The sequence below is a fragment of the Candidatus Pantoea formicae genome (genome assembly GCF_011752625.1).
GTDB lineage: Bacteria > Pseudomonadota > Gammaproteobacteria > Enterobacterales > Enterobacteriaceae > Pantoea > Pantoea formicae.
On the sequence record NZ_VWXD01000008.1, the window covers coordinates 138,403 to 154,638 of the forward strand.

Below are 16,236 nucleotides of genomic sequence, written 5' to 3' on the forward strand. Positions count from 1 at the left end.
TGAATGGTCATTTTCGTTTTTCTAAGTCGTTCAATGCATATCTTCCGCGCTCTGCCACTGATGGTGACAGATCAGAAGCCAATATATTTGCCAGTTCAGATGCTTCATCACCAATGTTATCCAATTCTTTGATGAGCATTTCGCCAGCTATACGGCGAACCATTGGCGAGCGATCGGTTGTTGCCATCCACAAAATATCAATAAAGGGGCGAGTTGTAGATATTATTCTTTCTTTTAACACAGGGACGTGCCGCTTTATGCCGTATACTTTATCAACCCATTGCCATGTTAGCCCCTCAGCCCAAACAAATTTACTTTCAAACTGACAGCGATAGGCTTTTGCTCGCAAAGAGGGTTGAACTGATTTTTCTGAAATCTCAGTTAAAAAATTATCCAAGGCAGTTGTGCGTCCTGCCTGCGAAAATACAGCAGAGACAGGCCCTGAAGAGGATGTTAATAACCGTTGTTTTAAAGCATCAGCTACTTTCTCCATTAGGACAATTTTCATGAGCACTTCTTTCTCGATATCTTCCATTCTTCCCCATGAATCCCAGTAAGGAAGAGTTATAAATAAGACATCAACAATAATTTCTGGGTCAGATGCTTCAGCAATTCGTGGCAAAACATCACGCGCTGCCGCTCTTACCTGCGGAACCCAGTCATTTAGCCTTCTAACGACTAAAGCTAAAAGAAAACTATTTGGTGCACCGCCTGACAGGGTTTTTAGTGCTCTTTCACGTTTGAAACCATCAGCATTACAAATGTCCATCCACCTGAGTGACCCGACTTGGTGGCCCCCAAGGTTTTCTTGTTTCGAACTATCATTACGAAGAGACAAGAAAATCTCTCCCCGAATTAAACGTTCCCAGTCATCGAGTCGTTTTAAGGAAAGTTTTCCGGTGACAGCAGTAAACTTGGATATATCAGGTCTTATTCTTTGGTAAAGTACATCAAAGGTTAGTGATTTCTTTATGGATTCAATAAGTTCTTGTTGAGTACCATCCAGTGGTAACATGGGCCACTTCCTGTGTCTAAATTTATAAGCTTTTCATCATCTATAAAGCGACAGAGGGACAAAGTCAACAGGCCATTGTATGCTGAATTTCTTTGTATGGGAGTTTCCTGCTAAAAGGGGCTTGATACCAACGGATGATAGACACGTAAGCAGAGTCAGTCAGGAATTTGCAATTCATACTATTAATCCGCTTCAGATACACAGCTGCCTTGAGCACAGCATAAAAGGCAGCTACTTAACGTAGTTGAAAATCACAACTTATTAAAGTTAGGCGTTTTCCGGCCGATATACCTTAGATATTCATTCATGGAGGAAGACTCATGAGAATTTTGATTTTATCAGCATTACTTTTATCAACTATAATTACATTTTCGTATGGCCAAGGAAATCTTCAACATGAAAGAGGGACAATTTTTCCTTACATTATTTTTAATCATTGACATGTTGCCTCCAGACTCATAAATATAAGCATAGGATCAGGTATGAGTGTATCAATATATTATTCGGCCATGAGATCTTTCCCTATTAGTGCTGTTGAGAAATTAAATTTGCTTTCAATTGTAGATAATTTTAATGAGGGTTTTCCATACGAAAATGAAGGTGAAACACTATCATTTTACAGCGATCCATCCGACGAATACCTTTTAGAAGGGTCAGTAAAACTCCCTTATCGTGACGAAAATATTATTGTAGATTCTGTGATTTATTGGCTGAATGCTCTCACTCACTTAACATCTGCGGTACCTGAAGCAGAATGGGATGTTCGCATAGATGATTGCCCTGCCTCGTGGGTGGATGATCATTGGGAAATGTAAGCGTTGTAATTGTTTTATAATGAACTGCATTTAATCATTTAGATTAAATGTGAATATTTTCTTTGCGTTAATTTATTTTTCTAGAGCATTAATTTCCCGTTGGTATAACATTGGTCTTTTCGCAAGGGTGCGAATATAACTCATTTATTTTGAAGCTGATGGGAAGGAGAATGAAATAAACAGGACTAATGAGCAAGTTTGAATGTTATCGCCCAATAAGAAACTGGATTACAGCTGGGTAATTGCGCAATTTTGGCTAAAATTAGTTTATGTTCAAAGTCCTTTCAATAATGAAAGCGTTTCATATATGGAAAACCTTTTCGATCGACTGCATTAAGCCAACATCGGAAATCAGAGCATAAAAGCTCATCGCCTCTTAAAGAATGCTCCGCTTTAAGGGTGATCAGCAGCAAAAGGCATGTCGGGTGCTCAGAGAAGATAAGGTATTAACAGCATACATAATCCGGGATCAGGGCAGGAGCATACACACTGCATTATCCACCACACCCAGACGCTGAAGTAGAAAATCACGTTAAGTGGGCCAATTTCTCAACCAGGAAGTCGATAAATACTCGCACCCTCTGCGGCATATAGCGCTGATTGCGAAAGATGGCATGAATGTCTTCTATGTCGCCCGGATTAAATTCTTCTAGTAACTCGACAAGGCTGCCTTCAGCCAGGTCTTTGCCGACGTGAAACAATGCCAGCCGGCTGATGCCTAGCCCTTGCAGCGTCAACAGACGCATGGTTTCGCCGTTGTTAAGCAGCATGCCGCCTCCGACTTGGCGATAAACGGTCTGCCCATCCAGTCGGAACGGCCACTCGTCACGCATGCGGCGAAAATTGAAGTTAAAGCAGCGGTGCCCGGCCAGTGCGTCGGGATGATGCGGTGTACCAAAGGCCTTTAGATACGCCGGTGAGGCGACCACTGCCAACCGGCTCTTGCCGAGAGGCCGGGCTTGAAAGCTCGCGTCCGCCAGCGTTCCCATGCGGATGGCGACATCGACACGCTCGCGTTGCAGGTCCACCAGCGCATCGTTCAGCGAAAGATCCAGCAGGATCTCCGGATATCGCCCGCAGAACTCAGAAATGATAGGCAGTATCTGGTGCGTGCCGAAGGGCAACGAGACATTCACTCGCAGCGTACCATGCGCCGCCGCCTTGCCGGTGGAGATGTCTTGTTCGGCTTCCTCAATATCGTCCAGGATGCGTACGCAGCTATCGTAGAACTGCCTGCCCTCTGTGGTCAGTACCAACTGCCGCGTCGAGCGCTGCAACAGCAGTGTACCCAGACGTCCCTCGATTCTGCTCACCAGCTTGCTGACCGCCGATGGCGTCAGTTCCAGCAGCTTGGCCGCCGCTGAAAAGCTTCCGGTCTCCACCACCTTGGCGAATACCTGCATTTCACCGCTCCGATTATCCATGTGCGTCCATATGTGAATTCAATTCTCCAATGTTATTCCATTGCATTAGATTATCAAAATAATCCATGACCGCCATACTGCGCCCACACCCACTCATTAAGGAACGACATGAACATGAATCTGCAAGGTAAAACCGCACTGGTCAGTGCATCCACCGCCGGCATCGGCCACGCTATCGCGGTCCAGTTGTTGGAAGAGGGGGCTAACGTCATCATTAACGGTCGAAGTGAAAGCGGTGTGGCGCAGGCGGTGGCCACACTTCAGGAGCGTTTCGGCGCCGGTCGCGTCTTCCCGCTGGTGGCGGACATGAGCGTTGCTGGCAGCGAAGCTATCGCTGCCGCGCAGTATCCTGCGGTCGATATCCTCGTCAACAACATGGGCACATATGCACTGAGCGATTTCTTCGTCACCTCGGACGAGGAGTGGCAGCGCATGTTTGAGGTCAACGTGTGGAGCGGCGTGCGCCTGGCGCGCACTTATATGAAGGGCATGCTTGAGCGCGGCCACGGCCGAGTGATCTTCATTTCCAGCGAAGTCGCGCTGACACCGATGGCTGCCATGGCGCATTACAGTGCCAGTAAGGCGACGCAGTTGTCGATTTCGCGCAGTCTGGCGGAACTCACGAAGGGGAGCCGCGTTACCGTTAACTCAGTACTTCCAGGGCCGACCGAAACTGAAAGCCTGAAAGGCTTTATCTCGTCGGTGAATCCAGACCTGTCATATGCCGAGGCTGAAAAGAAATTCATGGCTGAGAATCGTCCGTCGTCGCTGATCTACCGCTTAGCCAAACCTCAAGAGGTGGCGAATGTCGTGACCTTCCTGGCCAGCGAGCTTGCGGCGGTCATCAATGGAGCGGCGATACGCGCTGAGGGTGGGACCGTGCCGACCATCGCATAACAATCAAAGCCTCATCTCTTGGATCTAAATGAATCGCGCTCCTGACAAAAACTGTCAGCGCGGCGTGACACACTGATTTTACTTATTAACAAAAGAAGGAATCTTTTAAGAAAAATCAGTGTGTTGAATTGGCGATTTATACAACGGACAGCCCGGAAAGTGCGCAAAATCATCGTGACAAAGCGATTGGTGAGATATCAGGCTACCCGGGCTTCTGCGGATGGCTTCCGCTGCAGGACCAGAAGAATTCCCATACTTTGGCTGATATTGTTTTATGGGACTGCGTCCAGTCGGCCGAATCCGCTGGAAAGGCAGTGGGGAATTCTGATGCATTTTCGGGGTTCAGTCAGGCAGTTAAAGAGGTGACAGGGGCCGGGTATTTCAACGGCCCTGTCGGTGGGATAGCATTGATGCTACCGGGCAACGGCGTCGAGATAGGGCGGTTCCATCTTCGTGAAGGGGTCTCAGAAGAAGCTTTATTTAGCGCTTGGACCCGTATGACTTCGGAGTATCTTTCCGGAGAGCAAGGTTGGCGTGGTCAGAGACTGCTGAAACTACAGGATGGATCATTTATCGACCTTGCTTTCGCGGTGAATCCAGCTTATTCGCAGAGCCTGTGTGACAGTTGGGCAGGCAACCCCGCATGCGCTGCTTTTCTGGATTTAATCGAACCGGTAAGTATTGAGTTCGGCACGATTTTCTGACGCCAGTTCAGGGGCGGATATTCAGATCCGCCATCTTAGAGTTCATTGCGACGTGGCATTGACTCATTGGGTGATCCTGCCTATTTTTGAAGGCGCGCAAAAGCCGATAAACCGTTAGAATCATGGGTGTTGCAGATGGACTGCATGTGCGTAGCGGACTTTTAAAATCAAAGAAGGGATCTCGTTGTTTTGAAAAAGCTGGTTACCGGTCAGTTGAGCCTGGCGATGACGTTCTGGGGATGGGGTTTCTGCGGAGGACTTTTACTCGGCATCCTTAACAAGGTGGGGATATATACTGGGCATGCTGCACTCGTCCCTCTGTCTTTCATATTAAAAATTATCCTCTTCAGCGCCGTGTTATCCGGACTGACGTTCATACTACGAAGGAAAATCACCGTCCTGAGTTCAATAGCTTTTCTTGTTGCGCTGGTGGAGGTGATTTTGTGCGGTGTTATGGCTTATGGGTTGTTCCCTATGTTTTACCATTGAGGAAAAAACGGGATCTCTTTGGCAATGTGAGCAGATCAGGACTTGCTCATTTCTGAGCAGTGGCATCATTTTCAGCCAGGTGTTCCAGCCCGTTTTTGGTGATTTTTACGCTGTAGTAACGGTTTGGGTTGAGGGGCTCAGATTCGAACTCAATCAACCCCGCGCGCTCTAATGGGATTAAGCTCAGGGCGGTTCTGTCTTCTCTTTGTTTCGTTGCAGGGTTATATCTGATCTGGCAACCATGGCTTCTGTCACCCCTTAACAGAAATTTCCTTCCATCGTTCATAGCACGAAGTATTGCCTGAGATGTGGCTGAGTAAGGCATCAGTAACCCTCTGTAGCTGAAGAGATTTAATTATAGATCTTATTCAGCTTCACGAATCCCTACTTCTACTTTACTTCCAGCAGGGGCCAGCAAACATTCAAGAAACTGGTACCTAAGCATTAGCGCTACGTCGCGTTAAATGCCAGCCTGGAGTGAACGCCGGGACAATTTGGTCTCATCAAACACCCTCCATTGGGATGACCTATCAGCGTGATAGTTCGCACGATCACAATACCAGCATTTATTGTTAATCAACTAATAGTAACTATGGTTATTATTAATCCATCGAAAGCAAACACGCTTTCAACTACATAAATCAAGTATTAAGACCATGAAAACTATCAAAGCTATGTCAATCGCCGCTGTTGCAGCTCTTTCACTGATGTCAGCTGCAAGCTTTGCGCAGACTGTAACAGCCTCCTCTCTGACACTGGACGGCGCTGAAGCAAAAATCGCTGCTCAGGCTCAGCAACAGGGCGAACAGTATAAAATCATCGAAGCCAGTAATGGAAACGTAGTGCACATGACCGCAGAACTGTATAAATAATGGATGGTCGCAAAAGGAAGTGCCGGAAAAAGTCGCCTACGGGCGGCTTTTTTCGCATCTGAGCCCGCGGAAATGAGGGGGACAGTGCGGATATTGAGGCGGGCCAGCAGATGGCCCAGTGTCTATATTCTGTTATGCATAACGTCAGAATGGAATGAAGAAGTCAGTTACTTTTGCGTTTCGCGGATCAATTGAAATCATACACATGGCAAAGTTGTTGCTTAAACGATCCTTACAAATAAGAATTATGCTAATTGCGCTGAGTGTTTGTTAAGACCAAAAAATTAATTAAATTCTGTTGCGTGATTCTCTTAATTCAATTTTACCCGGTTGTACAGTTAAAGGGTTTTAGGTGCAATTGATCTGGGAGTTTGGATATTTAACTCTATTCTCTCTGGTCCTGCCAGGGCATGCAGCGGACCTGATTTTTCCCCTAAGGTTAATTGATAGCCTGAAAAGGTTGATGCCTAGATAAGGGGGGTCTTAAATTGGCTATCTGTCAGCCATCACCAGAGACTTTATCTTTTTGGCCTTCTCGAAGTGATCGAGTTTCATATCCATTATCCACCAGTGCGCGACTTCCAGAAGTAATTCCGGATCGTTATTCTTATTGGCAAAGAAAGCATAAAAAGAAAGTCCCACGTTTTCTCCTTTAGAGGCGATTTTTAAATCACACACAGTAATTATTTTGTCCCTCATCGACTGCCGCATGGCTACCTCTCCCATATGAACGATGACTGCCAGCAGCTATCATGCAATATCTAAAATAATGCAGTAAACCCTGATTTCACTCTATCAGCCGATTGATTCAGCGGTTCAATACCTAGAGGATTTCCATATCACCGATATAAATTTAATCATCACAATTTAAATGTTTTAGCTGGCTCATCTTCAGCTTGTTACTACGACACTATGGGTGTGCCAAGGCAGCAGGGTTTTCTTAATATCAGCACTCATTGCTGAAATTCATCAAGACATGGTGTACGCTCTTGCACTCATGTACTAGCTTGTGGGTTCAGTGTTATGCATTTCTCCAGCATTGAAGATGTCAGGAGCCGTATCGATCAGATTGATAGCGAGTTGGTCAAAATCATTGCTCAACGTGCCGAGTGTGTTAAAGCCGCTGCTGCGTTTAAAACCAGTCACGCAGCCGTTCGTGCTCCGGATCGTGTTCAACAAGTCGTAAACAAGGCGCGTGCCAGGGCTGCAGATTTAGGGCTTCCTGAAGAGGTTATTGAGACAGTTTACAGGGCAATGATTGATGCATTTATCGATTATGAGCTTAAACAACATGACCAGCTACGACAGGGAAAAACTGACTAAATGCGGCAGCATACCGTGAAATATTTCTCGATTGCCTTGGCGGGTATCGAAGCCGTCAGCGCCGACAGTGATATTGCTTTTGGGCGCCATACTCATGATCAGTTCGGCATCGGTTATATGGATACAGGCGGACAAAAGTCATTAAGTGGACGCGGGATTGTTGAGTCGTTTCCTGGAGATATCATCACTGTCAATCCGGGCGAGGTCCATGACGGCAGACCGCTTGACGGCCCACGTTCATGGCGAATGCTGTATTTTGATACTGAGCTTATCAGCCGCTGTTTCGCGGACATCAGTGAAGGGAAGTTTTGTTGTGGGGAATTTAGCTTTCCAGTATTAACAGACGACAGGTTAGCTGCACATTTTAACCGATTCTATTCTTCCGTTATTAGAGGTGACAGGGGCGGAGCTGGTCTTGCCGCCGATGAGTCGATGCTGACTATGATCTCTGCCCTCGCCCAAATTCCAGCGCTTCCGGTGAAGGCACCTTTAGCTGGCATACTGTCAGCCAGGGAGAGAATTGACGATGAACCGGCGGGTTCAGTCACACTCTCTGAGCTGGCGACAATCGCCGGGATTAGCCAGTACCAGTTCCTGCGGGCTTTTGCGCAACACAGTGGCATGACACCTCATGCGTACCTTCTGCAACGGAGGCTATCGCTGGTTCGTCAGCTTATTGCGGGTGGAATGGCGTTGGCTGACGCAGCCCTCAATGCCGGATTTGCGGATCAAAGTCACATGACTCGCCTGTTTGTCCGCAGCTATGGCTATACACCGGGCCACTATGCACGCCAGGTTTCCAAAACATTCACCTGAATACGCTGCAATTTTATTCAAGACAGTTAAAAGCCCTGCAAAAGATACTGGAACGGCAATTTCCAGTTTCTGATGAGGGTAACATTTTGATTCCTGACAGTGATTTTCTGGTCACATCTTTACTGATTATTATATCGCCCGGCGCAGGGACGATAATTACACTTTCCGCCGGCCTAAGACAGGGCGCCCGTAGCGCGATAGTGAGCGCCGCAGGTTGTACGATTGGAATATTGCCGCATATGCTGGCTGCCATAACGGGCCTTGCCACATTACTGCACACCTATCCCTTAATCTTCTCTCTGATTAAATATTTGGGTGTGGCATATCTGCTGTATATGGCGTGGCGAACCATACATGATAAAGAACTTCTGTTGGCCTGCAGCCACGGTTCCACAATGTCTAATAGCGGTCTGGTTAGGCAGGCAGTGGTGGCAAATCTACTTAATCCGAAGCTTTCACTGTTTTTTCTTGCCTTCCTTCCACAATTTGTTTCGACACAGGATGCGCATGCGACCCGAATTATGTTGATGCTTTCTGCAGCATTTGCCGCCATGACATTTTTTGTCTTTTCGTTGTATGGCATGTTTGCATCAAGCGTCAGCAAGAAGTTGCTGGGAAGTCGAAGGGTAATGACGGGGGTTCGCTGGGCAATGGCTCTGGCTTTTATTGCCGTAGGGGTAAAACTCGCGATTGCTGTCCAATAAAAATGTTTACTTGCCTGAATATGCAAAACCGGAAAGGGGTTTACAGGCGCTATCTATGCTGCATCGGTATCCAGTGATTAACCCTGAATCAGAAAGAGGCTGATACTTTCAGCCTCCTTAACGTTCATATAGTGCAGGCGCTTATTATCAGGCTGCGCTGTTTAATTCAGTCGTCGGCAGTAGGGTTTTACTCCCTTTCAGGGTAAATAGGGAAACGATAGTAAAACTCAGCGTAATACTTCCCAGAATGAGATAGGCTTGGTGGAAGCCAACAGTGTCATACATTCGGCCGACCCATGCAGATAGCACCACACCGGAAAGCTGTTTTGATAAGTTAAACCCAATCAGGAAAAGCGTTGCCGAGAGTTTAGGGTTAAAGGCTGATGAAATATATTTGAAGGTACCCACCAGCAAGAACGGGAGCTCAAACATATGCAGCATTTTCAAGATAACCACTTCGAACGATGTAGAGGCAAATGAAGAACCCAGAATACGCACTGACATAATAATACCGGCAGTTAACAGGGCGTTTTTCGCGCCAATGCGGTTAACGATGGCGGGGGCAAAGAACATAATCAGCGCGTTGAGTAATTCCCCACCAGTGGTGACAAAGCCAAACACCTCGGTTCCGCGCTGCGGACTGGAGAAAAAGCCTTTAAAGAAGTTGGCAAACTGCTGATCGAACACGTCATATACGCTGGCCACACCCACCACGTAAACAATAAATCCCCAGAAACGTGGCATTCGTAATAGTTCTGCAGCGGTGCGCATTGAGAAAGCCTGACGGTTTGCTCCCAGTGCATCGATGACCAGCTCGCTGTTACTCCCTTCCGGGCGTGACATCAAAAGCAACACTCCCAGCACCAGTGCAAACCCTGAGGCGATCCAGAAGGTAATATTAGGGTCTATGCCAAACAATATACCGGTGATGGATGCGCACAACGCCCAGCCAATACAGCCGGAAACGCGTACTTTTCCGTATTCAAAACGATTCGCGCGGCTAACGCGTTCAATATAGGCTTCTACCGCTCCGGAACCGCTCGAGAAGACGACGCCAAGATAAATACCGCCCGCCAGCGCACCGGCTAAGATGTTCAACTGCAATAACGGTGACAGCACAAAAATAAAGAAGGGCGCAAACAAGATCAGCAACACCGTGATGGTCCACAGCAGGTGCTTGCGTAACCCAAGTTTGTCTGAAATCAGTCCAAACACCGGCTGAAATATAATCGCGAACAGCGAGATGGAAGAGAAGACGATTCCCGTTTCTGTTTTGGTCAAATGGTTAACTTCTGCCAACCAGACAGGGAAAAAGGGAAAGTAGGCCGACATAATGAAGTAGTAGAAGAAAAAGAACAGCATAAAGTAAATGAAGTTATGCCGTTCTCTTGGTTCGAGTTCAGAGAGTTTCATTTTATATATTCCATCCTGTGACACGCATCATCACCAAAGGCACGTTGCTGATGGCTCCGCTCTTTCAACCCAGCTACAGAATAATCTCTGTTCCCGGGTTATCCATTCGCCTGCCATCCTGATGCGACTCGAATGATATTGTGCATCGGTTTTATTTTTTGGGGACTTATCGTCCCCGATTATTATTGGAAGTGGAGCGTTAACTGATATTGCCATTGTGTTTCAAGCAGGAGCCATTGTGGAAGTACGCTGGGTGTCCAGGAGTCATCACCACCGACGCCCATATGCAGGCTATCAAGAGTTATCCAGACACCCTTCTCCGGCTGCATACAGTGCCAGTGGTCGGTCTCCATTAATTGTTGGGTGCTGTAAGGCTGGACGGAGAAGTGGAAATCACCTGCCACATGCCAGCGCCCCCAGTCCAGCGCTTGGCTGTCACAACGCAGGCCGTTCTCCGTGGGGAAAATGTACGGCGTTGTCATATCTTCCAAGGGCAGTTCCCACCGGGAGAAACAGGCGCTGGTGCGACGATCCGGGTAGTTTTCATGCGGACCGAATCCCAGCCATGAAACCGGTGTGTTCTGATCACAAACCTGGAAGTTCAACCCGACGCGCGGCAGCGGCGGTAGCGTTCCTGCACGTTCACCGTCTACTGCCAGATGCAGTTTGCCTTCAGCATCAAAAGTCATCCGCCAGTGGCTGACGATCACCACTTCATCGTTGCTCAGGTAGTGCCAGCGACTGTCAATCACCACCTCATGAGCCAAGCGCTGTGCGTTACACTGCACGCAGCTGGCGGTGAGGGAGTAGAGCCCTGCGCTCTTCCAGCGTTCAACCCAGGCGTTAGGGTCAATACGCTCCACCTCACTGACGCCAATGTCGTTGTCCAGCGGCGCACGCACGAACTGGTCGCGTAGCGGGGTCAACAGTTGTTCAGTTCCCTCAACCTTCCAGTGCGACAACAGGCCACTCTGGCGGTCGATAACCCACTGCTGAGCGCCGTGGCGTATTGTCCAGGCGCTGTCACTCTGCTCAAGTTCAGGCGCAACGCCTGCGGGTAAAGGAGTGCGAAGAAGGAGCGGGGCGGCGAGGGCAAATTGTTGCCAGGCAACGCGATGGCTGGCATCTGACCAAGCGGTGGGTTGCGGCTGGCTAATCTCCAGCTGCAGCCAGACATTTTCTGCTCCGGTAGGCAGTTTCAGCGCTTCGCTCAGCGTCAACTCGCACTGACCTTCAGGAGCGATATTCAGCATCACACTGCCACGAACAACGGTCTCCCCTGCCGACTGCACCTGCCAGTGCAGTTCCTCGTTATCAGTTGTGCGGAACAAATATTCGCTTGTGATGCTAACGCGTAATGGGTTTTGCGACAGCAGGGCAAACTGGAAGAATTGTTGCGCGTGTTTGGCCTCAATTAAGGACGGGTGTGGGCGGCGATCAGGAAACACCAGGCCGTTCATACAAAACTGGCGATCGTTGGGTTTATCACCAAAATCACCGCCGTAGGCCCAACCCGTGCTGCCATCGTCGAAGGTTTTCGTAATAGCCTGATCGGCCCAGTCCCAGATAAATCCGCCCTGAAGGCGGGGATAATCACGGAATGCCTGCCAGTAATCAGCAAAATTACCCAGACTGTTGCCCATGGCGTGGGCGTATTCGCAGAGGATTAATGGGCGCTGCTCGCCGGGCATGCTAATCCACTTTTTGATACCCCATTTCGGTACAGCCGGAATGGGCAGATCGCTGTCAACGCGGGCGTACATTGGGCAGAGAATATCGGTGGTTGTGCTGTTCGCGCCGCCACCTTCATATTGCACCGGGCGAGACGGATCGTTACGTTTAAGCCAGTGATACATGGCCTCGTGGTTACCGCCACCGCCGGATTCATTACCCAATGACCAAATGATAATCGAGGGGTGATTACGGTTGTTTTGCACCATGCGTGTGACGCGCGCGCTCCAGGCCGGTAACCAGGACGGATCGTCCGAGAGGCGGTTCATCGGCACCATGCCATGGGTCTCGATGTTAGCTTCATCGATCACGTACAGGCCATAGCGGTTACAGAGCTCATACCATCGTGGTGCATTAGGGTAATGAGAGCAGCGAACGGCATTAAAGTTATTCTGCTTCATCAGCAGAATGTCCTGCACCATGTCCTCTTCGGTAACAACCTGGCCGTGCTGGTGGTGATGCTCGTGACGGTTCACGCCACGGATAAGCAGTGGCTTGCCATTGAGCTTTAACAGTCCGTTGTCGATTTCAACCCGGCGAAAGCCAATATCCCAGGCTTCAGCTTCCAGCAACTCATCGCCGCGCCAGAGTGAGACGACCGCCCGATAGCAACTCGGTGTTTCCGCACTCCACAAGGCCGGACGTTCAACCGGCAAACGCATCACAGTGCGTTCAGCATAGCTGCCACGTTCATCAATTACTGACGATCCGGGCTGTTGTTGATGGCTGGCAACCTGTTGGGCGCCAGACCATAGTTCAACGCTGACCTTCAGCTTTTCAAGCAGCAGTGGCGGGGCTGAAACAGTGACGCTGACCTCCAGCGTGGCGTCGCGGTATAGCGCATCCAGCTGCGGAGTGAGCTGAACATCGCTCAGGTGCAGCACCGGTTTATTCAGCAACCAGACGGAACGGAAGATCCCACTCATCCGCCACATGTCTTGATCTTCCAGCCAGGTACCTGCACTCCAGCGCATCACCATCACACAGAGGCGGTTATCGCCCGGACGTAAAAATGGGCTGAGATCGAAGGCTGCCGGTAGGCGGCTGTCCTGTGAGTACCCCACCCATTCGCCGTTGCACCACAGATGAAACGCTGAGTTCACCCCATCAAAGATAATCTGCGTCTGGCCGCTGTCCAGCCAGTTTTCATCCACGCTGAATGTCAGCGAGTAGCAGCCGGTAGGGTTATCTTCGGGTACGCGCGGCGGTGTGGTTTCTATAGGGTAACGCACGTTGGTATAGATGGGCGCATCATACCCTTCCATTTGCCAGTTCGAAGGGACGGGGGTGCTTCGGCTGTCCGCCAAGTCGCTTTCCAGCCAGCCGGCATCCACCTCAAATGGGCTGCGGGCATATGAAAACTGCCACTGACCGTCAAGCTGACGGCGCTGAGAAGAGGGCTGATTTTCTTTTGCCGCGTCAAGATCACGCCAGCTGGCAAATGTTGGGTGAGCCGTTAAACGGTTAAGGTGCGTAATGCTCTGGTTTTGCCAGTCCTCTCGTGCAAGCACATCATGAAACAAGAGGCCCCGGGAGGTGTGGGAATCGCGACAATGCATAGATATACCCGTTGAATGAATGAAATGTCGTTCGCTAGCCATCGATGGGTGATTTATCAGATATTTTCCTTAGGGCGGCAATGTTGGCGAAACTGAAACTCATTAGCGATCACGAAACACCACGAAAACGATGAGATTTTGTCGTTTTTTAAACATAAAATGTTAGCGAATGACATCGTGTTTTGAGTCCCGAGGAGACGTTAATGCAGAGCCGAATGGCAACGTTAGAAGATGTGGCACGCGAGGCCGGAGTGTCACAGCAGACGGTTTCGCGTGTATTGAATAAACCCGATGTGGTATCTGAGCGCACCCGCGATAAAGTTATTCTCGCGATGCAGGCTTTGCACTATGTTCCTAACCGTTCGGCACAGTTGCTGGCAGGTAAGTCTGCGCCATTGATTGGCTTGATTACCGCGTCGTTGACCTTGCATGCACCCTCGCAAATCGCCGCGGCGATAAAAAATCACGCGGGGGCACACCAACTCGAGGTCGCGATTGCGATGCCAGAGGTTGCTGATTACGTTTCACTTCAGGCGCGATTAAATGAGTTTCGAGCACAGAATATTCGTGGTGCAATTATCAATCTTCCTCTGGAAGCCAATATTGCGGAAAAGCTGGCGAGTGAGAATACGGATATTTGCTGTTTGTTTTTAGATATTTCACCGGAGACGGATGTCAGCTGTGTGCGCTTTGATCATCTTGATGGTTGTGGTGCCTGTATTCGTCATCTCTGGGAAATGGGGCACCGGGAGTTCGGTTTGCTGGCCGGGCCTGAGAGTTCTGTTTCAGCACGCATGCGCCTGAACAGCTGGCGCGAGACCTTACACAGACATGGTGTGAGTAACGCGGTGACGGTTTTTGGTGACTGGAGTGCGGCCAGCGGCTGGCACAATGCCTTTAAGCTGTTGCATCAGTATCCGAAGATCAGTGCAATCGTTGTGGCGAACGACCAGATGGCGCTCGGAGTGTTAAGCGCGCTGGCGCAGCTTAATCGCAGCGGGAGTAGGGCGGTCTCTGTCACCGGTTATGATGACACGGCAGACAGTCTCTATTTTCAGCCGCCACTTACGACCGTGGCGCAGGACTTTAACAAACTCGGTAAACGGGCTGTAGAGTTGCTTATGAAACAGATGACGGATCCACAAATAAGAATCCGTGAGCTGCTGCCGACACGATTGGTTATCCGCCAGTCGACCTGGCCCATAACCGGTCAAACCGGGAATGAGCAGGCGCAGTTAATCACCGAATTAAAAACTCTGGTGGAAAAGCTGTAGGAGCTGTACTCTGCATCATAAATCCTTATTAATTAACAATAATGTTCCTATGAGCACTTTTCTTGTGACTGCATGAAAGCAATATCAAAAATATCCTTTCGGCTTGAGTTGCTCCCCGTTGCACCACACAGACTGTGTTAGCGACTTTCGCGGCTGTCTCTATTTTAAGCCGTCTGACTCAATTAGGGAGAATTGATGATTAACAATAATATCCGAGCGATGATCGGAGGGGCTCTTTTGATGTTGTCAGCCTTGGCAACGGCGTTCGCAGCCCAGCCTGAGTCCATGCCTGTGGAACATCCAAACTTGAAGCGCATCTCTGTTCAGACAGAAGGCTCGGGAACGGATGTCATATTGATCCCGGGGCTGGCATCGTCTCGCGAAGTCTGGTCTGAACTCGCATCACGTTTACAGTCGAGCCATCACGTTCATCTTATAGAGCTTGCGGGCTTTGCGAGCACACCGGCTATTTCCAATCCAGACGGCAAAATCATCGCACCGACAGCTGACGCCATCGCTGAATACATCCACACCCAGCACATGAAAACTCCGGTGATCATTGGTCATTCTCTTGGTGGTGAGGTGGCATTGATGCTGGGGGCCCGACATCCTGACGAGGTTGGGCGCTTGATGATTGTCGATGCTTTGCCATTCTATACTTTGATGATTGACCCTGCTGCCACCAGCAAAACGGCTTCCCAGCAGGCCGGTGCTTCACGGGACTGGATACTGGCGCAGTCGCCGGAGCAATTTGCAGCGTTCCAGAAAACCTCCATCACCCGTTTAGCAAAAACCGAGGCTGTCAGGCCAGCCCTGGTGGCTGCGGGGATCAGTTCTGACCGCAAAACCATTGCGGATGCAGTATATGAACTGATGATTACCGACCTGCGACCCGAACTTGGCCTAATTAAAGCGCCGATTGAAGTCGTGTACGCATATGACACTTTATTTGGGGTGCCTGCATCCGGGGTAGAGGCCATGTACCGTCAAGCCTATGCCTTGGCGCGAGATATCCATTTCACTCGTATTGATGACAGTTTTCACTTTGTCATGCTGGATCAGCCAGAACGGTTTAACAGCGCGGTTGAGTCATTCTTAAATGACTGAAGTCTGTTAATGACGCATATCAAACCGTGGCAGACTTCCGAAGGATTAGAGCCAATTAAAGCGCGAAAAACTATCAGGTCTTATTTAACTGAA

At 49.2% G+C, this 16,236-nt stretch carries 15 protein-coding genes; 10 read left to right on the forward strand and 5 right to left on the reverse strand.

Annotated elements, in window-relative coordinates; all coding sequences use genetic code 11:
* Positions 1-7 precede the first annotated feature (7 nt).
* The gene (locus tag F3J38_RS20915; RefSeq protein WP_167141565.1) at positions 8-1,015 is read right to left on the reverse strand and encodes a hypothetical protein; all 1,008 of its coding nucleotides are present in this window, start codon (positions 1,013-1,015) and stop codon (positions 8-10) included.
* A gap of 482 nt (positions 1,016-1,497) precedes the next feature.
* On the opposite strand from F3J38_RS20915, the gene F3J38_RS20920 reads away from it, so the two are divergent.
* Positions 1,498-1,830 carry a hypothetical protein gene (locus F3J38_RS20920; protein ID WP_167141567.1) on the forward strand — a complete coding sequence of 111 codons (333 nt, stop codon included), beginning with the start codon at positions 1,498-1,500 and terminating at the stop codon, positions 1,828-1,830.
* A gap of 527 nt (positions 1,831-2,357) precedes the next feature.
* On the opposite strand, the gene F3J38_RS20925 is transcribed toward F3J38_RS20920, so the two are convergent.
* On the reverse strand, positions 2,358-3,254 hold the full coding sequence (locus F3J38_RS20925; protein WP_167141569.1) for a LysR family transcriptional regulator: 897 nt from the start codon (positions 3,252-3,254) through the stop codon (positions 2,358-2,360).
* Between the two features lie 108 nt (positions 3,255-3,362).
* On the opposite strand from F3J38_RS20925, the gene F3J38_RS20930 reads away from it, so the two are divergent.
* The 4 genes from F3J38_RS20930 (at position 3,363) to F3J38_RS20945 (ending at position 6,216) form a co-directional block, all read left to right on the forward strand.
* The gene (locus tag F3J38_RS20930) at positions 3,363-4,151 is read left to right on the forward strand and encodes an SDR family NAD(P)-dependent oxidoreductase (protein WP_167141571.1); all 789 of its coding nucleotides are present in this window, start codon (positions 3,363-3,365) and stop codon (positions 4,149-4,151) included.
* 128 nt (positions 4,152-4,279) lie between these two features.
* A complete protein-coding gene (locus F3J38_RS20935; protein WP_167141573.1) occupies positions 4,280-4,855 on the forward strand; it encodes a hypothetical protein in 576 nt (191 codons plus the stop codon).
* A gap of 189 nt (positions 4,856-5,044) precedes the next feature.
* Positions 5,045-5,344: a hypothetical protein gene (locus tag F3J38_RS20940; protein WP_240156047.1), complete on the forward strand. Its 300-nt coding sequence runs from the start codon at positions 5,045-5,047 to the stop codon at positions 5,342-5,344.
* A 656-nt stretch (positions 5,345-6,000) separates the two neighbouring features.
* Complete coding sequence (locus F3J38_RS20945) at positions 6,001-6,216, forward strand: YdgH/BhsA/McbA-like domain containing protein (RefSeq protein WP_167141575.1); 216 nt, start codon at positions 6,001-6,003, stop codon at positions 6,214-6,216.
* A gap of 492 nt (positions 6,217-6,708) precedes the next feature.
* Here the strand turns inward: F3J38_RS20945 and F3J38_RS20950 are convergent, their stop codons facing one another.
* Positions 6,709-6,927 carry a DUF6500 family protein gene (locus tag F3J38_RS20950; RefSeq protein ID WP_167141577.1) on the reverse strand — a complete coding sequence of 73 codons (219 nt, stop codon included), beginning with the start codon at positions 6,925-6,927 and terminating at the stop codon, positions 6,709-6,711.
* 312 nt (positions 6,928-7,239) lie between these two features.
* Here F3J38_RS20950 and F3J38_RS20955 point away from each other — a divergent pair, with 312 nt between their 5' ends.
* The 3 genes from F3J38_RS20955 (at position 7,240) to F3J38_RS20965 (ending at position 9,059) form a co-directional block, all read left to right on the forward strand.
* Positions 7,240-7,539, forward strand: a complete 300-nt coding sequence (locus F3J38_RS20955; protein WP_167141579.1) for a chorismate mutase — start codon at positions 7,240-7,242, stop codon at positions 7,537-7,539.
* Positions 7,540-8,355 carry a helix-turn-helix transcriptional regulator gene (locus F3J38_RS20960; RefSeq protein WP_167141580.1) on the forward strand — a complete coding sequence of 272 codons (816 nt, stop codon included), beginning with the start codon at positions 7,540-7,542 and terminating at the stop codon, positions 8,353-8,355.
* A gap of 89 nt (positions 8,356-8,444) precedes the next feature.
* The gene (locus tag F3J38_RS20965) at positions 8,445-9,059 is read left to right on the forward strand and encodes a LysE family translocator (RefSeq protein WP_167141686.1); all 615 of its coding nucleotides are present in this window, start codon (positions 8,445-8,447) and stop codon (positions 9,057-9,059) included.
* A gap of 147 nt (positions 9,060-9,206) precedes the next feature.
* On the opposite strand, the gene F3J38_RS20970 is transcribed toward F3J38_RS20965, so the two are convergent.
* Both F3J38_RS20970 and F3J38_RS20975 read right to left on the reverse strand, forming a co-directional pair.
* Positions 9,207-10,472: an MFS transporter gene (locus F3J38_RS20970; protein ID WP_167141582.1), complete on the reverse strand. Its 1,266-nt coding sequence runs from the start codon at positions 10,470-10,472 to the stop codon at positions 9,207-9,209.
* Positions 10,473-10,654: 182 nt separating this feature from the next.
* A complete protein-coding gene (locus F3J38_RS20975) occupies positions 10,655-13,762 on the reverse strand; it encodes a beta-galactosidase (protein WP_167141584.1) in 3,108 nt (1,035 codons plus the stop codon).
* A gap of 203 nt (positions 13,763-13,965) precedes the next feature.
* Here F3J38_RS20975 and F3J38_RS20980 point away from each other — a divergent pair, with 203 nt between their 5' ends.
* Positions 13,966-15,036: a LacI family DNA-binding transcriptional regulator gene (locus tag F3J38_RS20980; protein ID WP_167141587.1), complete on the forward strand. Its 1,071-nt coding sequence runs from the start codon at positions 13,966-13,968 to the stop codon at positions 15,034-15,036.
* Positions 15,037-15,231: 195 nt separating this feature from the next.
* Entirely contained in the window at positions 15,232-16,143 is a 912-nt protein-coding gene (locus F3J38_RS20985; protein WP_167141588.1) for an alpha/beta fold hydrolase, read from the forward strand.
* Positions 16,144-16,236: the final 93 nt, after the last annotated feature.